At 46.3% G+C, this 24,963-nt stretch carries 20 protein-coding genes, 16 tRNA genes and 1 rRNA gene; 36 read left to right on the plus strand and 1 reads right to left on the minus strand.

The features are described from left to right. The 24 genes from AB4114_RS10530 to AB4114_RS10645 form a co-directional block, all read left to right on the plus strand. Positions 1 to 102: ribosomal RNA gene (locus tag AB4114_RS10530) — 23S ribosomal RNA — on the plus strand; the annotation flags it as partial. 81 nt (positions 103 to 183) lie between these two features. Beyond that, a tRNA-Asn gene (locus AB4114_RS10535) sits at positions 184 to 259 on the plus strand. A 3-nt stretch (positions 260 to 262) separates the two neighbouring features. After that, positions 263 to 354: transfer RNA gene (locus tag AB4114_RS10540), tRNA-Ser, on the plus strand. Between the two features lie 15 nt (positions 355 to 369). Continuing rightward, positions 370 to 444, plus strand: a tRNA-Glu gene (locus AB4114_RS10545). Positions 445 to 458: 14 nt separating this feature from the next. After that, positions 459 to 531 (plus strand) — tRNA-Val (locus AB4114_RS10550). Between the two features lie 56 nt (positions 532 to 587). Then, positions 588 to 664: transfer RNA gene (locus tag AB4114_RS10555), tRNA-Met, on the plus strand. 12 nt (positions 665 to 676) lie between these two features. Further along, positions 677 to 753, plus strand: a tRNA-Asp gene (locus AB4114_RS10560). 22 nt (positions 754 to 775) lie between these two features. Beyond that, positions 776 to 851: transfer RNA gene (locus AB4114_RS10565), tRNA-Phe, on the plus strand. 14 nt (positions 852 to 865) lie between these two features. Next, positions 866 to 941: transfer RNA gene (locus AB4114_RS10570), tRNA-Thr, on the plus strand. 9 nt (positions 942 to 950) lie between these two features. Continuing rightward, positions 951 to 1,032 (plus strand) — tRNA-Tyr (locus AB4114_RS10575). A gap of 13 nt (positions 1,033 to 1,045) precedes the next feature. After that, positions 1,046 to 1,119, plus strand: a tRNA-Trp gene (locus AB4114_RS10580). Positions 1,120 to 1,144: 25 nt separating this feature from the next. Then, positions 1,145 to 1,217 (plus strand) — tRNA-His (locus AB4114_RS10585). A 22-nt stretch (positions 1,218 to 1,239) separates the two neighbouring features. After that, a tRNA-Gln gene (locus AB4114_RS10590) sits at positions 1,240 to 1,311 on the plus strand. An 8-nt stretch (positions 1,312 to 1,319) separates the two neighbouring features. Continuing rightward, positions 1,320 to 1,394: transfer RNA gene (locus tag AB4114_RS10595), tRNA-Gly, on the plus strand. Positions 1,395 to 1,404: 10 nt separating this feature from the next. Continuing rightward, a tRNA-Cys gene (locus AB4114_RS10600) sits at positions 1,405 to 1,478 on the plus strand. Between the two features lie 11 nt (positions 1,479 to 1,489). Further along, positions 1,490 to 1,578: transfer RNA gene (locus AB4114_RS10605), tRNA-Leu, on the plus strand. A gap of 18 nt (positions 1,579 to 1,596) precedes the next feature. Further along, a tRNA-Leu gene (locus AB4114_RS10610) sits at positions 1,597 to 1,675 on the plus strand. A gap of 211 nt (positions 1,676 to 1,886) precedes the next feature. After that, positions 1,887 to 3,650: a histidine kinase gene (locus tag AB4114_RS10615; RefSeq protein WP_441988729.1), complete on the plus strand. Its 1,764-nt coding sequence runs from the start codon at positions 1,887 to 1,889 to the stop codon at positions 3,648 to 3,650. After that, positions 3,643 to 5,247 carry a response regulator transcription factor gene (locus AB4114_RS10620; RefSeq protein WP_441988422.1) on the plus strand — a complete coding sequence of 535 codons (1,605 nt, stop codon included), beginning with the start codon at positions 3,643 to 3,645 and terminating at the stop codon, positions 5,245 to 5,247. Before AB4114_RS10615 ends, AB4114_RS10620 begins: the two co-directional genes overlap by 8 nt. A 235-nt stretch (positions 5,248 to 5,482) precedes the next feature. Further along, positions 5,483 to 6,466 (plus strand): ABC transporter permease, encoded by a 984-nt coding sequence (locus AB4114_RS10625; protein ID WP_441988423.1) that lies wholly within the window; start codon positions 5,483 to 5,485, stop codon positions 6,464 to 6,466. Between the two features lie 15 nt (positions 6,467 to 6,481). After that, positions 6,482 to 7,426, plus strand: coding sequence for a carbohydrate ABC transporter permease (locus AB4114_RS10630; RefSeq protein ID WP_441988424.1), 945 nt, complete (start codon positions 6,482 to 6,484; stop codon positions 7,424 to 7,426). A gap of 74 nt (positions 7,427 to 7,500) precedes the next feature. Beyond that, on the plus strand, positions 7,501 to 9,051 hold the full coding sequence (locus AB4114_RS10635; protein ID WP_441988425.1) for an ABC transporter substrate-binding protein: 1,551 nt from the start codon (positions 7,501 to 7,503) through the stop codon (positions 9,049 to 9,051). 439 nt (positions 9,052 to 9,490) lie between these two features. Next, complete coding sequence (locus AB4114_RS10640; protein WP_441988730.1) at positions 9,491 to 10,201, plus strand: class I SAM-dependent methyltransferase; 711 nt, start codon at positions 9,491 to 9,493, stop codon at positions 10,199 to 10,201. Between the two features lie 77 nt (positions 10,202 to 10,278). Beyond that, positions 10,279 to 11,493 carry an ROK family protein gene (locus AB4114_RS10645; protein ID WP_441988426.1) on the plus strand — a complete coding sequence of 405 codons (1,215 nt, stop codon included), beginning with the start codon at positions 10,279 to 10,281 and terminating at the stop codon, positions 11,491 to 11,493. A gap of 6 nt (positions 11,494 to 11,499) precedes the next feature. Here the strand turns inward: AB4114_RS10645 and AB4114_RS10650 are convergent, their stop codons facing one another. Further along, entirely contained in the window at positions 11,500 to 12,321 is an 822-nt protein-coding gene (locus tag AB4114_RS10650) for an alpha/beta fold hydrolase (RefSeq protein WP_441988427.1), read from the minus strand. Positions 12,322 to 12,620: 299 nt separating this feature from the next. On the opposite strand from AB4114_RS10650, the gene AB4114_RS10655 reads away from it, so the two are divergent. The 12 genes from AB4114_RS10655 (at position 12,621) to eutC (ending at position 24,934) form a co-directional block, all read left to right on the plus strand. Further along, a complete protein-coding gene (locus AB4114_RS10655) occupies positions 12,621 to 13,004 on the plus strand; it encodes a hypothetical protein (protein ID WP_441988428.1) in 384 nt (127 codons plus the stop codon). 182 nt (positions 13,005 to 13,186) lie between these two features. Then, a complete protein-coding gene (locus AB4114_RS10660; protein WP_441988429.1) occupies positions 13,187 to 13,906 on the plus strand; it encodes a response regulator transcription factor in 720 nt (239 codons plus the stop codon). Beyond that, on the plus strand, positions 13,903 to 14,952 hold the full coding sequence (locus tag AB4114_RS10665; protein ID WP_441988430.1) for a HAMP domain-containing sensor histidine kinase: 1,050 nt from the start codon (positions 13,903 to 13,905) through the stop codon (positions 14,950 to 14,952). The genes AB4114_RS10660 and AB4114_RS10665 overlap by 4 nt, the downstream gene beginning before the upstream one ends. A gap of 163 nt (positions 14,953 to 15,115) precedes the next feature. Beyond that, entirely contained in the window at positions 15,116 to 15,613 is a 498-nt protein-coding gene (locus tag AB4114_RS10670; RefSeq protein ID WP_441988431.1) for a stalk domain-containing protein, read from the plus strand. 674 nt (positions 15,614 to 16,287) lie between these two features. Continuing rightward, positions 16,288 to 17,082, plus strand: coding sequence for a molybdopterin-dependent oxidoreductase (locus AB4114_RS10675; RefSeq protein WP_441988432.1), 795 nt, complete (start codon positions 16,288 to 16,290; stop codon positions 17,080 to 17,082). A 96-nt stretch (positions 17,083 to 17,178) separates the two neighbouring features. After that, entirely contained in the window at positions 17,179 to 17,823 is a 645-nt protein-coding gene (locus AB4114_RS10680; RefSeq protein ID WP_441988433.1) for an MOSC domain-containing protein, read from the plus strand. Continuing rightward, entirely contained in the window at positions 17,820 to 18,434 is a 615-nt protein-coding gene (mobA, locus tag AB4114_RS10685; protein WP_441988434.1) for a molybdenum cofactor guanylyltransferase, read from the plus strand. The genes AB4114_RS10680 and mobA overlap by 4 nt, the downstream gene beginning before the upstream one ends. Before the next feature lie 85 nt (positions 18,435 to 18,519). Further along, positions 18,520 to 19,524, plus strand: coding sequence for a GTP 3',8-cyclase MoaA (gene moaA, locus AB4114_RS10690; RefSeq protein ID WP_441988435.1), 1,005 nt, complete (start codon positions 18,520 to 18,522; stop codon positions 19,522 to 19,524). A 30-nt stretch (positions 19,525 to 19,554) separates the two neighbouring features. Beyond that, the gene (locus AB4114_RS10695; protein WP_441988436.1) at positions 19,555 to 20,823 is read left to right on the plus strand and encodes a molybdopterin molybdotransferase MoeA; all 1,269 of its coding nucleotides are present in this window, start codon (positions 19,555 to 19,557) and stop codon (positions 20,821 to 20,823) included. A gap of 580 nt (positions 20,824 to 21,403) precedes the next feature. Continuing rightward, complete coding sequence (locus tag AB4114_RS10700; RefSeq protein WP_441988437.1) at positions 21,404 to 22,870, plus strand: ethanolamine ammonia-lyase reactivating factor EutA; 1,467 nt, start codon at positions 21,404 to 21,406, stop codon at positions 22,868 to 22,870. Further along, the gene (locus AB4114_RS10705) at positions 22,867 to 24,249 is read left to right on the plus strand and encodes an ethanolamine ammonia-lyase subunit EutB (protein ID WP_441988438.1); all 1,383 of its coding nucleotides are present in this window, start codon (positions 22,867 to 22,869) and stop codon (positions 24,247 to 24,249) included. The genes AB4114_RS10700 and AB4114_RS10705 overlap by 4 nt, the downstream gene beginning before the upstream one ends. Then, positions 24,242 to 24,934 carry an ethanolamine ammonia-lyase subunit EutC gene (gene eutC / locus AB4114_RS10710; RefSeq protein ID WP_441988439.1) on the plus strand — a complete coding sequence of 231 codons (693 nt, stop codon included), beginning with the start codon at positions 24,242 to 24,244 and terminating at the stop codon, positions 24,932 to 24,934. The genes AB4114_RS10705 and eutC overlap by 8 nt, the downstream gene beginning before the upstream one ends. Positions 24,935 to 24,963 lie beyond the last annotated feature (29 nt).

Here is a 24,963-nt window from a genome sequence, read left to right on the forward strand (position 1 = left end):
AGTATGTAAGACCCCTTGTAGACGACGAGGTTGATAGGTTCGAGGTGGAAGTGCGGCAACGTATGCAGCTGACGAATACTAATCGGTCGAGGGCTTAACCAAAATTCCTAAGTAAAGTACTTTACGTTGAGTTTCGTATCTAGTTTTCAAGGAATAAATCCTTGAAAGATTCATTGTTTCTATTCCCTGATAGCTCAGTTGGTAGAGCACTCGACTGTTAATCGAGTTGTCACAGGTTCGAGTCCTGTTCGGGGAGCCATATGGAGAGGTGTCCGAGCTGGCCGAAGGAGCACGATTGGAAATCGTGTAGGCGTCACAAGCGTCTCGAGGGTTCGAATCCCTCTCTCTCCGCCACAATCTTTCTAGTAAGGCCCGTTGGTCAAGTGGTTAAGACACCTCCCTTTCACGGAGGTAACAGGGGTTCGAGTCCCCTACGGGTCACCATCTTTACTTCCCATGGAGGCTTAGCTCAGCTGGGAGAGCATCTGCCTTACAAGCAGAGGGTCGGCGGTTCGATCCCGTCAGCCTCCATCACTTTTCCTTATGAAAGACTTGATTTAATAGGAAACGTGACATATACTTAATGACGCGGGGTGGAGCAGCCCGGTAGCTCGTCGGGCTCATAACCCGAAGGCCGCAGGTTCAAATCCTGCCCCCGCAACCAAATAATACATGTGGAGCTGTGGTGTAGTGGCCTAACATGCCTGCCTGTCACGCAGGAGACCGCGGGTTCGAATCCCGTCAGCTCCGCCATTATTATTACACAATTTAGTTAGGCTTTGTAGCTCAGTCGGTAGAGCAGAGGACTGAAAATCCTCGTGTCGGCGGTTCGATTCCGTCCAAAGCCACCATTTAAATTAAATAAGCCGTTGTAGCTCAACTGGTAGAGCAACTGACTTGTAATCAGTAGGTTGGGGGTTCAAGTCCTCTCGACGGCACCATTGCTTTGTGGAGGCTTAGTGAAGTGGCTAAACACGGCAGACTGTAAATCTGCTCTCTTCGAGTTCGGTGGTTCGAATCCATCAGCCTCCATTTTCCTTTTTGTAGGGGCATAGTTTAAGGGTAGAACAAAGGTCTCCAAAACCTTTGGTGTGGGTTCAATTCCTGCTGCCCCTGCCAAAAATGCAAGAAACTTAATATTGTGGCGGTCGTGGCGAAGGGGTTAACGCACCGGTTTGTGGATCCGGCATTCGCGGGTTCAAGTCCCGTCGTCCGCCCATTATTACCAAAGCAACATAATGGGGATTAGCCAAGCGGTAAGGCAACGGACTTTGACTCCGTCATGCCAAGGTTCAAATCCTTGATCCCCAGTTTTATATGCGGAAGTGGCTCAGCGGTAGAGCATCGCCTTGCCAAGGCGAGGGTCGCGGGTTCGATCCCCGTCTTCCGCTCCATTATTACTAAGGCGCCATAGCCAAGTGGTAAGGCAGAGCTCTGCAAAAGCTTTACCCCCAGTTCGAATCTGGGTGGCGCCTCCACAAATTTATAAGCCGGAGTGGCGGAATCGGCAGACGCACAGGACTTAAAATCCTGCGGTAGGTGACTACCGTACCAGTTCAAGTCTGGTCTTCGGCACCATTGTTTTTACAAGTTTATGCCGGCATGGCGGAATGGCAGACGCGCTCGACTCAAAATCGAGTCCGAAAGGGTGGAGGTTCGAGTCCTCTTGCCGGTATAACGAACAAAGAAAGTCTATGAAATCATTTGATTTCATGGGCTTTTTTTTTGTTCACTTTCGTTACGGAAGAGGGATCAATGCACTTCGTACACATGGTATCTAAAATGCTATGTATATGTGTTTTACAGATAGTAAAATAGGAAGGGAACGCTTACAATGGAAGTTCATTCCCAAATATGACATATGAGGCGGGGACCCTTTGAATATTGTGAATTCGGTAAGGTTTAAGATTTTTATTGGGTTTGTGTTGGTGGTAGCTCCCTTGGTCTTGTTCTTGATCTTTAATAATGTGTACTCCATGAATGTGGTGAGGGATCAAATTTCTCAAAACTATAATAAGCTCCTGCATCAGTACGTGGAGGATACGGATAATACACTCAAAGAATTTGATAATTATTTGTTTCATCTCTATAGTGATCCTGATGTGATTAACATGAACTTGTACTCGTTGGAATCGGATGATTATGTGCTAGCAAAGCAGCGCTTGTTCAACAAGTTAACCCGACAGTTGGATATATACAATTTGGTCAATACGTTTTTCGTCTTTTCGAATACGACGGGGGATTTACTTGTATCTACAAGGGAAAATACGTATTACTATGACCGTGTTCAGACGGTGAAACAATTCATCGTTGAAAATTCGAAGAGCCGTCCGAATGACAGCTCAAATGGCAACTGGCTTATTATGAAGGCAGCGAACGGTGACCACTATTTGATGAAAATTAATAAGGATTTGGGCGCAGGGCTGTCAGGCGGCATTTTAATTAAAATGAGCAGCATGGTTGAGCCACTAAGTAAGTGGGACACAGGCGAGGGTGGAGGAACTACTGTGGTGTCTCCAGACGGGATTACGTTAGCAAACAACTTTTTCCCGTTACAAAGGTATCAGAATATCAGCGATCAAATTGCACCCAAAAGCTCTGGCTTTCAAATTGTCAAAGATAAGGAGCTTGATCAGCAGTTTTTGATTGTGCGTGAAGCATCCTCGCATGCAGATTTGGAATTTGAACTCATCATTGCCGAGAAAAATATGCTGCAGAATTTGCCATATTTGCAGCTGTTGATTTACTTTTTACCATTAGGCGGAGCGTTTGTGCTTGGGATTTATTTGTTGTATGTGCAGCGCATCTTATTCAAGCCGTTGATGCAATTAATACGAGGTATGAGGAAGATTGCCCAAGGGGAATTGTCAATCAGGTTGCATGAAGGCAGCTCGACAGAATTTGCCTTTCTGATAGCTACATTTAACAACATGGTGGATCAGATTGAGAATCTGAAGATTTCGGTCTATGAGGAGAAGATCCGCGTACAGCAGGCGGAATTTAAGCATTTGCAGGTACAAATTAATCCACACTTCTATATGAACAGTTTAAATATCATTTATAACCTCGCGGCGTTAAAAGATACGAAATCCGTTCAGAAGATGTCACTGCATCTGGCAGATTATTTCCGTTTTATTATGCGTACGAATCGGACAACGATGACATTGAAGGATGAGATCGATCATATTCGCAATTATTTGGAGATTCAAGTCATGAGATATCCGGACAATTTGACGTTTGACCTCCAATTACCAGAGACATACAGTCAGTACGCTATTCCTCCACTTATTGTACAGCCATTTGTAGAGAATGCTGTGATCCATGGGTTTACGAAGCAGTACGGTACGTATGTTATTCAAGTGAAAGCAGAGCAAGATCCAGAAGCGCCTGAGGAGTTTTTTCTCTTGTCGATTAGTGACAACGGGAATGGATTTCAACCAGAAATGCTGCAGCAATTAAATTCAGCTCAGTATTTGGACCAATCGGGCGATGATCACCTGGGAATTTGGAATGTACGGCATCGGTTACAAATGAATTATGGGAACAGAGTTACGCTGAGATTTCTGAATAAGCCGGAGAGAGGGGCCTTGGTTCAAATTAGGCTGCCGCTTCACACCCCCATTGTGGAAGGGACGGAAAAGGATGTTTAACTTATTGGTTGTGGACGACGAGAAGATCGCGGTAAAAGGAATAACAGTGGGGATCGATTGGGAGGCGTTTCCGATGGGTCAAATTTTTGAAGCTTTAGATGTGAATGAAGCGAAGCAAGTGCTATCTCAGAATCGAATTGACATCATGATTTCGGATATCGAAATGCCAGGTGCCAATGGCTTGCAACTGCAGGAGTGGGTACGTACGCATTCACCGCAAACGGAGACGATTTTCTTAACGGGTCATGCGAATTTCGAATATGCGCAGCAGGCTGTTCGGTTAGGGAGTTTTGATTACGTCTTAAAGCCAGTAGATCACGATCGGCTGCAAGATATTGTGAAGCTCGCCATTGAGAAGATTAAAGAAGATCAGGAGCAGTTAGATTTTCATGAAACGTATAAGACGTATTATAGTCACTGGGTCAATGAGCTGCCGTCGTTGGTTGAGAAGTTTTGGCAGGAGTTGTTTAGCGGGAAAATACCTGCGAATGAGGAGCGGTTGACTCGTAATTTCCAGATGTATGAAATCCCCTTGGACATGACGAGCAGGATTTTACCTATCCTGATAAGTGTGGAGCACTGGAAGGAAGACCTGAATGCAAGAGATGAAGAGATTATGGAGTACGCGATTCGGAAAGCGGCTGCTGAAATTATTGTTATGGAGCAGGCTGGCTGCGTGATTCAGGAGAATGGTTCATCTTTGGTTCTTCTGTATGTAGCTGAAAGAAGCGAGCTATCTCTATCTGACATCAAAGCGAAGTGTGAGGCTTATATTAGTGCTTGTCACCGTTATTTCCAGTGCAGCTTGTCCTGCTATGTAGGCGAGGAAACGCCTTTACTCAAGCTAACGGCGAAGGTGGCGGATCTTTTTCAAAATGAGCGGAACAATGTGACGAAAAGTAACTGCGTGCTTTTGCACAATGAAACAGATCAGCCGCTCATGAACAAGCCGCAGGCGCCAACCTTTTCCGACTGGATCGTGCTGCTTGAGTCTGGGAAGAAGGCGGAGCTGGTAGCTCGCATACAGGAGAATATTGATCGTCTACAGAAGAATGATGACGTGGGCTCCGAAACGGTTGAGGCTTTCTATTATGGCTTGTTGCATGTGGTGTATCATGTTTTGCACAAAAAAGGATTAGCTGTACATGATATGCTGCCTCATCAAGAGTTACAGGACTATAGCAGTGCGACGCGTTCATTAAATCAACTGAGGAATTGGGCGGTTCGAGTCGCTACAGTAAGTTGTGACTACATGAATAGCCATCTGAAAGGCGTCTCAGCGGTTACTGCGAAGGTATGCCAGTACATTGACGAACATAGCGAGGAAGAGCTTAGTAGAGAGGAATTGGCGGCTTCTGTGTTTCTCAATCCAGCCTATTTATCACGTTTATTTAAGAAAGAAACGGGGCTTTCCATCTCGGAGTACAGTCTGAAGGTTCGGATGGAGAAAGCGATGAAGCTGCTTGCGGAAACCAACGATAAGATCAGCTACGTAGCGGAGCAAACGGGGTATTCACACTTTTCCTTTTTCGCGAAAATGTTTAAGAAGTATTCAGGACTTTCCCCACAAGAGTATCGAAAGAACTTTCAGGGTTGATGAGGATCTGAAGCATGGGATCAGGGGTACAAAACAACTTCAGATGGAATGGAAAGCTACCCAAGAATGGGTAGCTTTTTGTGCTTTCAGGAAGAGATGGCAACGTTTAGACGAATGTCACAGAAGTGCTTATTCGGTCACTAGGCAGATAGAGATTTATTTCCAAACAATTTACAATGAACCTATAAGAGAGAGGATGTAAGCGGATTGCATGGAAAGGGGAGCAAATTAAACGATGAACGATACGTCAAATACGGCAGCGCAGGCAGCCTCTATACGTACTACGAAACGAACTAGGGTTCAATCAAACTTTCTATGGACGGTTCGCAAATACTGGATCTTCTATGTGATGATGGCACCAGCAGCATTGTTGCTCATCATTAACAACTACATTCCAATGGCGGGCGTTCTGATTGCTTTTAAAAATGTGAATTACACAAAAGGGATTCTAGGAAGTCCATGGGTGGGCTTCGATAATTTCAAGTATTTGTTTTCTAGTGAGGTTGCGTGGGTCATTACTCGAAATACGATCTCGTATAATCTGGTTTTCATCGTATTGAATTTGGTAATCGCCGTTGCAATGGCTATTATGTTTAATGAGATGCGCAGCAAATTTCTTTCGAAGTTTCATCAAAGCACGATGTTTCTGCCCTTCTTTCTCTCTATGGTGTGTGTAGCCTATCTGGTATACGCTTTCTTAGGCGCCGAGCATGGTTTCGTGAATACCGTGCTCCTACCTAAATTAGGTATCGAACCGATTGACTGGTATACAGAGCCGAAATATTGGACGGTCATTCTACCGATTGTGAACACATGGAAAAATCTTGGATACTATACGGTCATCTATATGGCAGCCATTATTGGGATTGATCATGAGTATTATGAAGCGGCATTGATCGATGGAGCGAATAAATGGCAGCAAGTCAAACGGATCACGATTCCGCTGATTATGCCGGTCATGATTACAATGACACTGCTTCAAGTAGGTAGAATTTTCTATGCGGACTTCGGCCTCTTCTTCCAAGTAACCAAAAATGCAGGGGCTTTATTTCCGACCACACAAGTTATTGATACGTATGTGTATCAAACGTTCCTGACGATGGGGGATATCGGAATGTCATCGGCAGCAGGCTTGTACCAAGCCGTTGTTGGCTTCCTACTTGTTCTAATTACGAACTTATTTGTAAGAAAAGTAAGCAAAGAGAACGCACTATTTTAAGAAGGAGTGGCTGTCATGAGTGAAGCAATTTCATTACGTAAACAACGGATAGCCAGGAAACGAGGACCCAATGAATTAACGCCTACAGCGAATTTGTTGGTTAACGTGTTCTTCTGGATTTATACCGCAGCTTGTATAATGCCTCTGGTGTTGGTTATCATCGTATCCTTTTCGGATGAAAAGGGAGTTCTCATACATGGCTACAATTTCATACCTGAAGCTTGGAGTTTGGAAGCCTATAAGTTCATGTTTAAGGATTGGCATCAAATCTTGCGCTCCTTCGGAATCTCAGTCTTCCTAGCAACGGTAGGAACAGCAATTAGTTTAGTGATGATGTCACTTTATGCGTATCCCATTTCCCGAAGTGATTTTCCACATCGAAGTTTCTTCTCCTTCTTCATGTTTTTCACGATGTTATTCAATGGTGGGCTCGTTCCATGGTATCTTGTTTATACCCAGATGCTGGATTTGAAAAATACGATCGCAGCACTTATGCTGCCCTTGTTAGTCTCCGCTTTCTTCGTCCTATTGCTTCGGACATTCTTTGCGAATTCGATTCCGATGCCTTTAATCGAAGCAGCGAAGATTGATGGAGCCGGTGAGGTTCGGATTTTCAGCCAAATCATTATTCCACTCTCCTTACCGGTATTGGCTTCCGTCGGTCTGTTTCAGGTGCTGAACTATTGGAATGACTGGTTTCTGAGTCTGGTGTTCATTTCTGGCAGCAAAAACATCAATCTACAGTTCATGATGTACAAAACAATGCTGGATATTCAGTTCTTAACTTCGAATGTGCAGGCGAGTCAAGGTTTATCGCAGGCAGGGGGCATGCTACAACTACCAACGGAAACAGTCCGTATGGCGATGGCCGTACTCGGAATAGGACCGATCGTGTTCGCGTATCCATTCTTCCAGAAGTATTTTAAGAAAGGCCTAACGGTTGGTGCAATAAAAGGATAGTTAAACACGGCTTGTACCAGTGTAGACTGGTTTAGCATATAAGAAGAATTGAGATAAAGGGAGGCAATCCATCAATGAAAGCTTTGAAAAAAAGCACTCTTGCACTTCTTACCCTAACGTTTTCGTTATCACTCACCTTGGCGGGCTGTTCGAAGAGCACACCAGAGCCTGCAGCAAGTGCTACAGCAGCACCAGCAACAAGTACAGCGCCTGCTGCGACGAAAGCAGCTACAACGGATTTGAAGCCTTATGAAGTGAAACTAGTCTACCCTGGTACACCACAACCGGATCAAGCTAAAGTCGAAGACGCAATGAACAAGGTTTTGAAAGAAAAAATCAATGCAACGATCAAATTAATGCCAATCGACTGGGGTCAATGGGATAACAAAACGAACTTAATGATCGCTTCCCGTGAAGAGTTCGATATCCTTTTCACAGCACAATGGAATGGTCACGCTGTCAATGTGGGTAAAGGTGCGTTGATGCCGCTGAATGATTTGATTGGGCAATATGGCAAGGGGATTACGGATTCCTTGGATCCAGCGTTCTTGCAAGGTGCTAAAATCAACGGTAAAAACTATGGTGTTCCAACGAATAAAGAACTCGCAGCTTCAGGTGGGGTTGTGTATCGCGCCGATATCGCGAAAGAGTTAGGCATTGATATGACCGCTGTGAAAACGATGGCAGACTTGGCTAATGTACTGAAAACAGTCAAAGAGAAAAAGCCAGAAATGACAGCTTTCTTCCTTCGCGATGGGGATAACTTGAATGCGCACTATTTGGCACAGTATGACTATCTGGGTGATAGCACAATTCCAGGTGTGATTATGAAAGATGGCACAGATACAAAAGTGATTCCGAAATGGGATCAACCGCGTTATAAGGAAATTTTGAAATTAACACGTGATTTTATGCAAAAAGGATATATCAATAAGGATGCGGCTACGACACAATTGTCGGGTCAAGATGCATTGAAGTCCGGTAATGTGTTCATGATTACTTCTTCTTTGAAACCAGGTAAAGATAGTGAGCTTGCGAATGCAACGAACTTGGTAGGCAAGCTTGGTCAAATCGAGCTGACACCACGTACCATTTCCACTGGCGACACAGCGGGTTCCATGTTGGGTATTTCCGTAACTTCCAAGGATCCAGCTCGTACGATGATGGTGATTAATCTCTTGCACACAGATAAACAATTGAACAATTTGATCAACTTCGGTATCGAAGGTACGCACTACACGAAAGTGTCGGACAACATTATTAAAGCAACAGATGCAGGCAAAAATTATGCTCCAGGTGCTGCATGGCAGTTCGGTAACCAATTCTTGAACTACCTATACGATAATGAAGATCCACAGAAATGGGATAAATTCAAAGAGTTCAATAAATCGGGCAAAAAATCACCAGGTCTAGGCTTTACGTTCGACTCCGAGCCAGTTAAAACACAAGTGGCTGCAGCAGTTAACGTAGGTAAAGAATTCGATGCAGCGATGGATACGGGTTCTGTGGATATGGATGCTTCCTTGCCGAAATATCAAGATAAAATGAAAGCAGCAGGCATTGATAAAATCATTGCTGAAAAGCAAAAGCAATTGGATGCTTTCTTAGCAGCTTCTAAGAAGTAATAAATTCTATGTATAAGGGGCCGAGGTTCATATGAACCTTGGCTCCTTTTGTTTGCAGACATCTATGGCTAATTACCAAACAAAAGTCATTAATACGATAACTAACAATACGTACAATACAAGAACAACTGCAGCGGACGACGTACCACCATAACCTGCACAAGAACCAGCACCTACAGCAACACCCATTTATGTCACCCCCCATCTCTAGGAATGCTCTTCCGCAGAAGCGAATGAGAGACAATACTATCCTATGGAGAGATTTCACGATTTGCTTGGGTGTTTCGCCTAAATCTATAGGGTTAATCACGACTTTTGGGCTAGCGCCTGTTTTTGGAAAAAGATAGCGAGAAGTTGAACAAGTGACAGTAGCCTTCCATATGGTAGAAAAAGAACGTAATGCCATTGCGGAGGTGTAAGGGCTATCGATTACTTGGATATGTTAGCGAAGCTCGGGATAGGAAACGCACATCCCGGGGGATTTGGAGAAACCATTGAGCAACTGAAGAAATATCCGATCGACAAAGGGAAAAAGGTGTTGGAAGTTGGCTGCGGAACAGGTAGAACGGCCTGTTATTTGGCAGAGCAGGGCTGTGATGTCACCGCCATCGATATACGTCCGGAGATGATCAACAAAGCCAAGATCAGAGCGGAGAAGCAGGGGACTCAGGTGAAATTCCTGATTGGAGATGTTTGTCAGCTGCCATTCGATGCTAATTCTTTCGATGTCGTGATGGTGGAATCTGTTACGAACTTCGCAGACGCCCAGAAAGCTGTATCGGAGTACTATCGGGTATTGAAACCAGAAGGAAAGCTATATGACCGAGAAGTGATTAAAGTAAAAGATATGACAACAGCCATTCATAGGGCGCTATGCAGCTTCTATGGGGTGAGTAAGATCTATAAGCTGGAAGAGTGGCAAGAGTTGCTGGAGAGCAATAAATTCAGTAACGTCACTTCGACAGGCATCCATCCATTCCCCTTAATGATGTTCGAAGATCAGGTTCAGCATCCAGATCCTGTTCATTTATCTGATCGACAATCCTTCATGGATCCCCGTGTATGGCAGATCACCGCTCGGTATGATGAGCTGGTCAGCAAGTATCATCCTTATATGGGGTATACCCTAATGATTGGCTCCAAGGACTAAGGATACACTAAGAAGCAGGATAATGAATCCTTCATGGCGAAGCATATGAGAAAGATTATCATTGGAGGCTGCTTCTTTTGAATGTAGACGTTATTACAGAACGAATTTCGAACCGTAAAGCCAAGGAAGTTTATGAGCTGATTACACGGCATACGACGGTTTCGAAAATAGATTTATTAGATCAAAGCGGTATGACGGTCTCGACGTTAACGCGACTGCTAGAGGAGTTAACGAGTCAGGGACTCATCTTGGAATCCGGCTTTGGTGCATCTACGGGCGGGCGTAGGCCGATTTTGTATGAGAAGAATCCGGCCTATGCTTATATATTTGGTTTGGAAATCTCGAGAACCTTGTCCAAGCTGGTACTTGTAGATCTAGGGATGAACAAGCTGGAAACGAAGAGCTGGGCGATGACAGAAGTTATGACTCCAGGCGTGCTGCTTCCCCTTATTGTCAAAGAAGCGAAGCGCATGATAGCTCACCATGGCATCGAAACTTCGCAGGTGTTGGGTATAGGAATTGGAGCAGTGGGACCGGTAGACCGAGTATCCGGAGTTATTCTGGAGCCCTCTTATTTCCCGGCGAGTGGATGGAGACATGTGGACATATGCAGGTGGTTGAGTGAAGAACTGCAAGTTCCTGCATTGCTGGACAATGGCGCGAACACAGCGATTCTGGCGGAATCCTGGCACCAACGGACCCGGAGCTTTAAGCATCTGCTTTATATTCACGCTGGTGTAGGCTTACGTTCTTCTATGGTATCAGAAGGCAAGGTTATCTATGGGGCGGTAGATATGGAAGGCTCTGTGGGGCAAATGATTATTCAAACCGATGGTGTTGCCCATCGTAACCAATCTGGCAATTATGGCGCTTTGGAATCTTACGCTTCGCTGTATGCGATAGAGAAGGCTGCAAAATCTGCCTTGAAACAAGGGAAATCTACCGTTTTAGTACATATGGTTGAGGATCCAGAGCAGGTTACTTACCAGCATATTATGGAGGCGCTCAAAAAAAATGATCCCCTAGCCGTGGAGATCGTGACGGAGGCTGCGACCTATTTCGGGATCGGCCTGGCGAATTTATTAAATATTTTGCACCCGGAGAAAGTGATCATCGGGGGGCCATTGATAACAGGCGGGGAATTGTTCTTCCAGACAGCAACGCAGGTTGCGATTCGTAAGACGTATTATTACCCCGCCTATCAGGTTGTTTTCAGCAAAGGACAGCTTGGTGATGAAGCATTAGCCATTGGAGCTGCTGTAATGGTTATGAATCAACTGGTTAAAGCTTAGTTTCTTTTAGGAAGGCGAGCGGTAGTCCATTGATTTAAGCGAAGCTTCCTTCAGAAAGGCAAGAACTAGTTCATTGAAGGCTTCCGGTTTCTCCATGGGTGTTAAGTGGGAAGCAGAAGGAATGACGTGAAAGTTAGCGCCTGGAATCTGATCAGCCATAGACTTCATAACATCCGGCGGCGCGATTGCATCCTGTTCGCCAGCGATGACGAGGGTTGGCACAGAGATGGTAGGCAGGAGGCCAACCGAGTCCGCGCGGAAGGCCATCGCGATGCTGGCGTGGACAAGACCTTCGGCTGACATGCTGTCCATGATCACTTTGAGTGAATCGATCAGCTGCGGCTGCTCTTGAACTGTGGCTTCTGTCACAAGTTTAGGCAGCATGGCATCTCGAGCGGCCGCGGCTCCCTTGTCATACAGAGAGACAGCCATGTTCATGCGATTTTTCCGTCCTTCTTGGCCATCTAGCTCGGGACGTGTATTGGCTAGAATCAATGCTGAGAAGCGTTCAGGTGCTAGACGAAGTAGAGCAAAAGCGACATAGCCGCCCATGGAGAAGCCTCCAAGGGTGGCTTTTTCTATCCGTAATTCATCCATAAGAGCGAGAATATCTTGCGCATACTGTGTGAGAGACATTGGCGTAACTGGCAAATCGGATTGACCCATGCCACGGAAATCAGGTGCAAGTACGCGGTAGTTTGCGGACAATGCCTCGATTTGTGATTGCCACATCCGATGATCCAAGGGAAAGCCGTGAAGGAGGATAACAGGAGCTCCTTGACCTTGATCTTGAACGAACAATTCGGTACCATTTACGTGTTTTTTCATTGTTTTTCACCCTCCATTGACATATTTTTGACCACATAAGAAAGATCGCGTTTTCGAATCCCGAAAACTGCTTTATTATTGGCGATAAAACCTACCTCAAAACGCGGTCGCTCATCTTCGAACGGCCTCGAAATGAGGTTTTCTCAGAAAAATAGCGAAAAAGTTATGTCTTCATACTTTCATTATGGTTAACTCATACTTACTTAACATTTCATTGCTATTCTCTGATTATACCTTTAGTACTTCACCAAGAACAGGCAAAATGAAACATTTATATTTACGAAATGGGGTTTATTGCTATGACTAAAAAACCATGGTCCACTCAAGAACTGGACAAACTAATTCGACTTTCCTCGGAGTGTCCGCCAGTTGTCATTGCTAGAGAATTATCACGTCCTGTTACATCGGTCCGCAAAAAAATGCGTGAAATGGGTGTCAGTTATGTATCGGGTGAGCAATGGAAAAAAAGTCAAATTCAGTACCTCATTTCGGATGAAGGCACTTCCTACAAAAACAAGCATAAGTTAACGCAAGAATCAAATGAAGATGGATTTGAATCACCTGTGCTAGATGAGTTCTGGACAACCCTTGTGAAAATGGCTCGTGTAGCTAAAAAGAGGGGGAAACGGGTCGATGTCCTGTCGTTTATCGATACATACCGCAAGATTCGTATTGGCGGCTAAATTCAACTATACATACTCATGAAGGTGAAATGCGCTGCGACGCGATTTGACCTTTTTCTTTTGCTTGAAAGGCATGATATTCAACCTATTTGTAAGATATCTGTAAGCTTTGAGCTCCCTGTTATGAGGTATACTTAAAATCAGTATTGGACGTCATTCCGTCATTAGGGGAGATTATAAGGATGAATTCACTCATTCTCGTTGTTGATGATGAGACTAATATAACCGATGTATGCTCCGTATATTTGAAGCGGGAAGGCTATCAAGTAATGACAGCAGAAAGCGGGGATGAGGCTCTTCGACTATGGAGACAGCATAATCCGGAGCTAATCGTGCTTGATCTCATGATGCCTGGCACGACTGGTTGGCAGGTATGCGAAGAAATTCGCAACGAGCAGGACGTGCCCATTATTATGCTAACGGCGAGAGGGGACGAAATGGATCGCTTGATGGGGTTAACAATGGGAGCAGACGATTACATGACGAAACCCTTCTCGCCTCGTGAGCTGGTGCTGCGCGTGAAGGCTATCTTACGTAGGCAACAGCGCAATCAGCTGGTGTTGCCAGAGATGGCGGAGGTGACGCCATCGCATATTATGAGATTTCCAGGACTGGAGCTCAATGTCCTACACCGCACTGTGCGTGTCAATGAGAAGGAAATCGAATTGACCGTGAAAGAGTTTGAGTTGCTGCATTTATTTGTCAGGCATCCAGAACAAGTCTTTTCACGAAATCAACTGCTTAATAAAGTTTGGGATGTGGATTATTATGGCGACACCACAACGGTCACTGTACACATTCGCAGGCTAAGGGAGAAAATAGAAGCGAACCCGTCTCAACCACGATTTATTAAGACGGTATGGGGAATCGGCTATAAATTTGAGGGTAGGGAGCCATCATGAAGCTTCGGTTATATCTGCTTATCGCAAGCGGCGTAAGTACAGGGATGATCCTGCTCAGCTTATTTATATGCTATAGATACATGCTGTTGAATTGGAAAGATGTTGTGCTCTTATCAACCGTAACGGTGGGGGCGGCTGGCGTTTCCATGCTCATTCATTTTGTCATGACGAGACCCTTGGAAAAAGCGATTAAAGCCATTACACAGGAAACCACGCATATTGCGGAGGGGGATTTCAAAGGTAAAGTACCGCTAATTGGTCCTTTAGAATACCAGCGGCTAGCGGCGCAATTTAATCAGATGACGGCCAAATTAAATGAAAGTTTCGGTAAAATTCGATCGGCAGAAGCTTCTCGCAAAGAGCTAGTAGCTCACGTTTCACATGATTTGCGAACCCCGATGGCCTCTATTCAAGCCTTTGTTGAAGCTTTGCAGGATGATGTGATTGCAGATAAGCCGACTTTCGAGCGGTATTTGCAAACGATTCGACTGGAAACAGGAAGATTGGATGCGCTAATTCAAGAACTGTTTAAGTTATCACAGCTAGATGCAGGTGGTACGGAGTTCACGCCTGAGCTGTACCATGTAGATCATTTTCTTGTGGATGGGTTGCAAAGCTTAGCTTTTCAACTAGAGGAAAAAGAATTGCAGGTTGAAGTCGATCTGCCTGAGCGATTACCGCCAGTTGCCATCATGCCGCAGGAAATGAAGCGAGTGCTTGCCAATATTTTGGATAATGCGATAAGGCATTCGCCTGTTGGCGGAACGATAGATATTCGGGCGGAGCATGTAACAGGGCAGTTCGTAAAACTTTCTATCACAGATCAAGGACAAGGTATTGTGGAAGAAGATAAAGAACGAATCTTCGATCGGTTCTATCGCTCTGATCCATCTCGAACAAGATCAAGCGGAGGAGCTGGGCTCGGTTTGGCTATTGCAAAATCGATTGTAGAGCTGCATGGCGGCACAATTGGCGTTGAGAGAAATAAAGCGACAGGCGGGGGCGGGAGTCAGTTCTGGTTCACGCTGCCGGTCCATCAAGCATAGCGGTATGTTCGAAGAAGTCTGGCATGTAACAAGATGCTAGGCTTCTTTTTGTTATGCTTCTGTAAGGGATTTGTAAGGTTATCGTTAGAGCTTGGTAAGCATGACACTGTAAATTAGGTGATGTGAAGCGAACATAACAATTGAAATGAGAGGAATGAATGCGATGAATCCGAAAATGAATGTGAGATTGTCTTGGAGAAAAGCACTGATTGTGGGGGTAGCTGCTTGCACGCTGGCACTTCCAACATTCGCGAGTGCCGAGGAAATGATGGCAAAGTCTTATGATTATACAGGTATCCAAACGATGATGAAGGACGGCACGGAATTAGTCCCGTTGCGCCAAATTGCGGAATCATTAGGGTTCAAAGTGACATGGCAAGATGATACACATATGATTGTTTTGGCGAAAATGGGTGATATGGGTATGAAGGAAGATAAGATGATGGATGATAAAGGGAAAATGGAAGACAAGAGCATGATGGATGATAAAGGAATGATGGAAGACAAGAATATGATGATGGGACACACATTCAGTATTCAGATTGATAGTACAATGATCACCGCGGATGGTAAGGAAGGCATGCTGATGTACACTCCGATGCTGATTGGCAGTATGACGTATGTTCCGAAGTCGTTTGTTGAAATGTACTTATTGAAATAAATGGATGGATGGAGTCTGCCTACTGGGCAGGCTCTTTTGAACTTATGAAGGTAAAAAGTAGGCCTAGCAGCTAATTGTAAGCCTTTTTTAATATTTATACGTTATGATAGATGTATTAGGATGAACGCATAAAGGATGTGGCGAAGGTGGAGTCAAAAAGAGGCTGGCTCAAGCAGTCGTTTGGAAAGCGATTAAACGCCATTCATAGCTGGAATGCTTGGATTTTGGTGTTGTTGACGGTGACAGGAATTGTGCTCAGTATTGGCGCAATTCGAGGGGATCTTGGCGCATTTCGTGTGACACTGAAGCAGCTTCACATTTACTTAGGAGTAGCCTCTGTGCTGCTCATGGTTCTGTACGCGCCAATGATCCGCAAGCATTGGCGCCAGATTCGCGCGCGCCGCAACCAACGCGCGAATTTGGTGTTCGTGCTCGCGCTCCTGATCGGCTGGGCCGCATCAGGCGTGATCTTGTGGCAGTTCCGGCACATGCCACCAGGCTTGAACAACGCGGCACTCCTCGTGCATGATGTGCTCACCTGGGTCGGAGTGCCGTATGCCGTGTACCACGCCATCTCGCGCAGCCGATGGCTCAAGCGCCAACAGCGGCTCGAGCAAGCCGCTGCTAGCAGGCCGCCTGCCGCCGCGAGCGTCGCAGCGGCAGACATAGCCCCGGTGGCGTCCGAAGACGCCACTGCAGGGCGCACAGCAGCGCAGGCGGTTATCGCCGCGCTGAAGGAATCACCGATCACACGCGCCTCCTTCCTGCGACTCGTCGCAGGGGTGCTGCTCGTGATCGCGGTCGGCCCCGCCTTTTATCGCTGGATAAAAGGCGCCTTCGATACCGGCGGGTCGTCGACCGCCGAATATGTGGCCAATGACGGCAACCGCATGTTGCCGCCGCCAGCGCCATTGCCCGACTCCGCCGCTGTTGTAGGCGGAGGGGCCAAAGGGAATTTCCGCATCTACACGGTGACGGAAATACCATCGTTCTCCTCAGACACCTGGAAATTCGCGATTTCAGGTCTCGTGGATAAACCCAATGCGTGGAACTGGGAACAGTTCCTACAGATGAAACGCACGGTTCAAGTAAGTGACTTTCACTGTGTGACAGGATGGTCCGTGTACAAATGTACATGGGAAGGCATTCCACTGAAACAGCTGTTAGCGGCGGCTGGTGTTCAAGCATCGGCAAAATTTGTGAAATTTTATTCAGGCGATAAAGTATATACAGATGCACTGTCCTTGAGTCAGGCAAACGGAGATGATATCATGGTCGCCGTCTTGATGGACGGTAAGCCGATTCCACAGCAACTAGGTGGACCAGTGCGACTGATTGTGCCTCAGATGTACGCCTATAAATCAGTGAAATGGCTGCAAGGTATCGAGTTAATCGAGAAAGAGCACATGGGGTATTGGGAAGTACGGGGCTACGATAACGATGCTTGGGTAGGCAAATCAAACGCCTAATATAAGTTCAGTGCTGTTGAAGTGGGCACTGACTTTTTGCGAAAATTTTGATATAGTAAGGGCAAAGAATCCTGTGCGGAATGAGGGGCATTTGCCATGCAAATTACATCTATCAATGTGGGGTTACCCCAGCATATAACATATCAAGGAAAAGAGCTGACCACGGGGATTTATAAAACGCCGGTCAGCTCCTCTTTGTTTGTATCCAAGGTACAAATTGACGGGGATGGGCAGGCCGATCTAACGGTTCATGGCGGTGTTGATAAAGCCATCTGCGTGTATCCTGAAGAGCACTATGCGTACTGGGAAGACTTTAGGGGCCATACATTGGACGCTGCTACGTTTGGTGAAAATCTGACGATTCGCGGCTTGCAGGAGCATGAGGTTTGTATTGGTGATCAATTTGCCATTGACGAGGTTATCGTGCAGGTCTCACAGCCTAGGCAGCCTTGTCATAAGCTAGCAAAGCGTATGGATTGGCCAGAAGCAACGCTGTACGTTCAGGAAACAGGATATACAGGTTATTATTTTCGCGTACTGAAAGTGGGTTACATTGCACCGGACTCCAAGATGAAACTCATCGCTAGAGATGAAGCGGGTGTGACGGTTGCCTTCGCCAATCAGATCAAGTATCACGATAAGTTCAATATCGATGCGATCAAAAGAGTGCTTTCTGTAGATAGCCTTTCGGCTAGCTGGAAGCAGTCGTTTAGGAAAAGATTGGCGGAGCTCGAGGCATGATGACAGGTGTTATACTTGCAGGGGGCTTGAATCGCCGCATGGGTGGGAAGCACAAAGCACTTCTGCCTGTGCAAGGCGAAGCTATTCTCTTAAGACAACTGAAAGAAATGTCGCGTGGATGCGAGCAAATTATTGTGGTGACCAATGACATTGAAACCCTTAAGCCGTTGCTGGTTAAGGTTAAGGATATTGGGGTGCAGTGTGTGAGTGACCATTATATCCAAAAGGGGCCGTTAAGCGGCATCCACGCTGCCATGAAAGTCGCAAGCGGGTCTCATGTATGGGTTGTTGGGTGCGACATGCCTTTTATTTCTGTAGATGCAGCTAAGATGATGGCAGAATTGTGCCGAGATTCGAATGTGGATGCAGTTATTCCTGAGATAGAGGGACGTCTGCATCCCCTGCATGGGATCTATGCAAGAGAAGTTGGGCCTGAAACCGAGCTGCTGCTTGGGCAACAAAACTACCGCTTGATGGGGCTGCTTGAGCATTTGGATTGGCAGTCTGTGGATGAGGATTATTTGGTTCAACGTGGTCTTCGAACTGATTTCGTAACCAATATTAATACGCCAGAAGAATATGAGTATATGTTAGATAATCTACCGCGATAATTCATTTTTCTAGTTAAAATGCTTGATAATCTAGGAATTTGTTAGAAAATATGCCATAATGAACAGAGAGAGAAGGTGAACTCCGATGCCAAAGCAGCTATTGGATCGTTTTGGACGGATGCATGATTACCTGCGCATCTCAGTGACAGATCGTTGTAATTTGCGTTGTGTATATTGTATGCCGGAAGATGGAATGGAATTTGAACCGGATGAGAAGCTGTTAACTTTTGATGAAATAACCGAGATTGTCCGAGTACTAGCTGGACTTGGTGTTCGCAAATTGCGATTAACTGGGGGAGAGCCGTTGGTTCGTAAAAACCTAGAGCAGCTGATCGGCATGTTATCACAGATTCCCGGTATTGAAGATATAGCATTGACTACGAATGGGATTTACTTTGCGTCACGGGCTGAGAAGCTCCGTGCAGCAGGGCTAACTCGTGTAAATATCAGTTTGGATTCCTTAAGGGCAGATCGGTTCTCATTAATCACCCGCGGTGGTGATATTCGTCGCGTGCTTGCCTCCATTGAAGAAGCATATCGTGTAGGGATTACGCCGATTAAGCTGAATGTGGTGCTGATGAAAGGCATTAATGATGACGAGATTGCTGATTTCTTACAAATGACAATTGATCGACCGATTCAAGTTCGTTTTATTGAATATATGCCTATCGGTCATCAAGATGAGGATTGGAAAAAGCGTTATTTATCTCTTACAACGGTTCTCGATCGCTGCAAGGAAATGGGTTGGGAAGCAACAGCTTCGAACGCGGTTTATGGCAACGGCCCAGCACAGAATTATCGCATTGAAGGTGCGTTAGGCTCATTCGGTCTCATTCATCCGATTAGCGATCACTTCTGTGAAACCTGCAACAGGCTGCGGCTGACGGCAGATGGCAATATCAAACCTTGCTTATACTGGTCGGACGAATTTAATGTGCGAAAATATATAGGGGATGATGCTGCGGTGGAAGATTTGTTCTTCCGAGCGCTGGATATTAAGCCACAAAATCACGAGATGGCACAGGCTTTGATGAATGAAGAGCAGTCGCATACACCAACTATTCGTCGAATGTCTCAAATCGGCGGTTAGCTAACGGGCACAGGGAGGCATGGGAAGCAAGTGAGCAGCGAAATGAAGCTTAGGTTTGGCCGTAAAGTGATCTCTGTGGATGAAGCACGAGCATCACTTTACGAATATGTTAAACCCATAGAAACGGAAACTGTTTCGCTTCCGGCGTCTTTTGGCAGAATGTTAGCAAAAGATATTTATGCGGATCATGCTGTACCACATTTTCGCAGATCAGGTGTGGATGGGTATGCAGTACGTTCCCAGGATATCGCAGCGGCGACTCCAGACAATCCGATTGTGTTACATGTGATTGAACGAATACCAAGCGGTACTGTACCTAACTGCACGGTTCAAGCAGGAATGGCTGCTCGCATCATGACGGGGGCGCCTGTTCCAGATGGTGCTGATACGGTTGTGATGTTGGAGATGACAGATTCCTTGCAGGATGAGGTACTTTCATCATTGGGTGCCAAGGTGAAGATTAAGAAAAATGTGCAAGCAGCAAGTAATATTACGGCGATCGCTGGTGAAGTTAGTCTTGGGGAGTTAGTGATCCCACAGGGGACTCGGATTGGTCCAGGAGAAGCCGCGATATTAGCGACCTTCGGGTTCTCCATGGTTGAGGTGTACCGAAGGCCAAGAGTGGCTATTTTCTCAACTGGTTCTGAGCTCTTACAAGTCGAACAGGAGATGCAGCCAGGGAAAATACGTAACAGTAACAGTTACATGTTAGCGGCTCAAGTGGAAGCAAACGGGGGAGCAGCCCTCATCATGCCAGCGCTCTCGGACGATCCAGGGCAGGTAGAAGGCGCACTTGAAGCTGTACTGCCTGAGGTCGATCTTATTCTGACTTCTGGTGGTGTCTCTGTTGGCGATTACGATGTACTTGTCGATGTATTCGGTCGATTCGATGGGAAGCTATTGTTTAATAAAGTAGCGATGCGACCAGGCACTCCAACGAGTGCCGCGTTATGGAAAGGCAAGCTGCTCATTGCGCTGTCAGGTAACCCTGGCGCCTCGTTCGTAGGCTTCGAGCTATTGGCTAAGCCGATTATTAAAGTGATGTTAGGGTGTCTGCGTCCGGAAGCGGAAGTGTTAACAGCTTTTTTGGATGTTCCCTACGATAAACCGTCTGTTTATCCGCGTTATATACGAGGGACGACACGAGTGGACGCAGGGTGCTTATGGGTAAGACCCTCTGGCATTGATAAATCGAGCATTATGGTATCGATCAAAGATGCGGATTGCTTAATTTGGCTGCCAGCCGGGGGGCAGGGCTATCAACGTGGTGATGGCGTGAAGGTGTATACAACACGATAATTTAAATGAACTTGTTCCTATTTAGATGTGAAAATCTTGGAAGCAAAATGTTAGGCAGAACATCAATCACCAATATCATCGCAAGTTTGACGCTAACAAGTAACCGTCTGTCAGGAGGGGAAGCTGTGGCGTCTTTTTTGTAGGCAAGGATTTATTTGTTTGGGTTAGGTTGCGAGTTGAGCTAGGGTGGATGGAGTGAAGCAGAAGGTGGAGTAGAGTTTTTTTGTTGAGTTAGAAAAGGGAGATGATCGGAGGGGGAGTTTCGTAATTCTCCTGTGCGCCAAATAATTAGATGGATTTACTGATGTTAATTATTGGTGTTTTTTGAACGAATGCAGAATTGATGGAAAACCTGCAGTTAATTTTGACCATTATACCCGATGTGAATAAAAAAGGCAGTTATAACTACATGTTTTACAGTTAAATTGAGTTTTTGAGGAAATTCCTCAAATATAGATGTACATTTTCCAGTTAATCAAATTTGCAAATTACGATCCGATCAAACTCTACACACTCCACTAACAGAAAGTTTTCTAAATGGAGTTAAAGTCGGCTGCAGAGGGAGAGAGGGGGAGCCTGAATGAAGGAAACGCATCTCATGAGTGTTGGGCTCGACATCGGAACCTGTACAACGAAGCTTGTTGTAAGTCGGCTTACATTGGCGGAACGCGGTTCATCATACACCATTTCACGAGATGAAATCACGGAGAGAAAGCTTCTGTATGAGAGTCCGATTCATCGGACGCCATTGATTGATCCTATCACGTTAGATGCAGCTCAGCTCACGGAATTTCTAGAAGCGGAGCTTGCGACTGCAGGTGTAGAGCTTGCTGATATTGGCAGCGGAGCCGTCATCATGACGGGCGAAACCGCGACGAAAACGAACGCTGAAGCCCTTTTACATAGACTCGCGGAACAAGCAGGCGCTTTCGTTGTGGCAACGGCGGGAAGTGATTTGGAAGCCATCATGGCCGGTAAAGGTTCAGGAGCAGCTTGGCGTTCGCAAACGCTTCAGAACACGGTAGCGAACATGGACATAGGGGGCGGCACAGCGAATATTGCCTGGTTTCGGAACGGAATACCGATTGCAACGGTAACCTTTCATATGGGGGGAAGCGTCATTCGATTGCAAGCTGATGGAACGGTGACTTATGTGTCCTCAGCCATTCAGCGTTGGCTGGATGAGCAAGGCATGTTAATGGTGCCAGGTCAAATCGTCGACATCCCTGAGCTGCGAGAGCTGACATGTCGCATGGCACGGGCTGTCGGGCAGTTTGTAGCTGGCAGTCCAGATAAGGCAGGGAACGAGCTTCTGCTTCTAGGCCAGCGTCCCAACCAGCTCCCGCAAGCAGATGAATGGACACTGTCTGGCGGTATTGCAGAGCTGCTGTCACGTCCAGCAATTATGGAGCTAGCGGAGGTCACAACCTATGACGATATCGGTCCCCTACTTGCACAAGCTATTCAGGAGATGTGGACGGAGCTTGGCTTTCCGTTGGTGAAGGCAGGGCACATGCAGCGGGCAACGGTCATAGGAGCGGGTTTGCAGAGCGTGGAGCTCAGTGGCTCGACCATTCATGTCGACGCTGGTACGCTGCCCATACGTAATGTACCGATTGTGAAGCTCCACATACAGCAGGAACCGGTTAGGCTAGCTACTGCTTTAAAAGATCTTTTTCAACAAGCAAGTCAACTCTACGGAACATCGAATCAGACACCATTTGGGATTGCACTTACGACAGAGCAGGAGCAGTCCTATACCTATAAACACTTGCAAGTGCTTGCGAGCCAACTAATCCCTCCGTTGACTTCCCATTTTACACATCAACACACGATAGTCATTCTGTGCGATCAAGATATGGCCAAAGCACTGGGCCAGTTACTCTCACTCGGATGCCAAGGGAGCCCTCGCATTGTCTGCCTCGATGGCATTTCGTTGAATTTCGGTGATTATATCGATCTTGGCGAACTAATTGGGAATCGAACGATTCCAATAATCGTAAAAACACTGCTTTTTCCAAATGAGATTTCTGAGGTGCGTCTATGAAATTGAAAACATCGATGAAGGGCCATGTCTACGAGTTTGGGAGTTTGAATGAAGTGTTCGGTAAGGCAAATGAAGAGCGCTCTGGTGATGACTTGGCAGGTGTCAGTGCCTCAGATCTCAAGGAAAGGATTGCAGCAAAGACCGTACTTGCAGATCTCCTCCTCACTGAGATTCGAAATCATTCGCTGCTGCCTGMTGAAGAAGATGAGGTATCGCGGTTGATTGAGGAAAGTATAGATGAAACTGTCTATGCTTCTATTAGCCAATGGTCAGTTGCGGAGCTGCGAGAATATATCCTGCGAACGGAAACAACGGGAGATGAGTTGCTTCGAATTTCGAAGGGACTCACGAGCGAGATGATTGCAGCTGTTGCCAAAATCATGTCGAACCTGGATCTCATTCAAGCAGCTTCGCGTATTGAAGTGCGGACAAGGTGTAATACGGAGATCGGGCATCGAGGTACATTGAGCAGCCGAGCACAGCCCAATCATCCGACCGATTCCTTGGAAGGGATGAAAGCTTCGCTATACGAGGCACTGAGCTATGGGATTGGGGATGCGGTTATTGGGATCAATCCCGTAACGGACCATCCACAGACGACCAAAGCGCTGCTAGAAGCGGCGAAGGAAGTCATGGAGACGTGGCGTATCCCGACGCAGAACTGTGTCTTAGCTCATGTGACGACACAGATGGAAGCGATCAAGCAGGGGGCCAGGGCTGATCTTATATTCCAGAGCTTGGCCGGTACGGAGAAAGGCAATCGCGCGTTTGGCATTCATAAGGCGCTTCTGGATGAAGCGGATGCCTTGATTCATAGAATGGGCAGTGCGGCGGGGCCGAATCGGTGGTATTTTGAAACGGGGCAGGGTTCGGAGCTATCTTCGGAAGCGCATCATGGCATAGACCAAGTGACGTTGGAAGCGAGATGCTACGGATTAGCTAGAATCTACAAGCCTTTTTTGGTTAATACGGTGGTAGGTTTTATCGGTCCAGAGTATTTGTACAATAGCAAGCAAGTTATACGTGCAGGCCTTGAGGATCATTTTATGGGCAAAATGCATGGTCTCCCGATGGGGGTTGATGTGTGCTATACCAATCATATGAATGCTGATCAAAATGATATGGATTCCTTAGCGGTCATGCTGGCTTCTGCTCATGTGAACTTCCTGATTGGCGTACCTATGGCGGATGACTGCATGCTCAATTACCAATCACTCAGCTACCACGATATTGCGACTTTACGCGAGTTGTTTGGGCGCGCGCCAGCACCAGAATTTCGAGATTGGCTGCAAGACATAGGCCTATGGTTGAACGGTACGCTAAGTCCGCTAGCAGGTGATTCTAGGCTATTCTGGCGAGGAGGTGGAAAGCGTGGATGAATTCGCTCGGATGAAAGCACTAACTCCGGCACGCATTGGCGTTTCTAGATCAGGTACACGTCCATTAACGAGTGAGTTACTGACTTTTCGATGGGATCATGCTAGCAGCGTGGATGCTGTGCACAATGAGGTGAGTTCTGCTCTCTTAGCAGAAATGAGGTGGCTCATCGTCGATTCTTGTGCAGAAACGAAGAATATGTATTTGAAGCGTCCTCATCTAGGGAGAGTATTGAAGCCCGAAAGCAAACAGGAGCTATTAGCGAAATGTCAGCTTAGGCCACAAGTGCAAATCGTAGTATCCGATGGGTTAAGTGCAAATAGCATCGAAGCGAATATGCGTGACCTGTATCCTGCCTTGCTGGATTCCTTGCGATTGCGAGGCTTAACAGCGGGAACGACAATCTATGTGAATCGCGGACGGGTAGGCTGTATGGATGCCATCGGAGATTTGTTAAATCCGGAATGTCTTGTGCTGCTTATCGGTGAGAGACCCGGTCTTGTGACTGCTGAGTCGTTAAGTGCGTACATGTGTTATAAGCCAAGAACGGGGGGAACGGATTCGGATCGGATGGTTATTTCGAACATTCATCGCGGTGGAACACCTGCCATGGAAGCGGGGGCGTATATTGGGGGAATGCTGGAAGAAATCTTGAAGCAGCGAACGAGTGGCATCGAATTCAAATGAAAAAGCCCGGCTGCTGAAGCCTCGTAATG

Source organism: Paenibacillus sp. 2RAB27, from assembly GCF_052115445.1.
Classification (GTDB): domain Bacteria; phylum Bacillota; class Bacilli; order Paenibacillales; family NBRC-103111; genus Paenibacillus_E.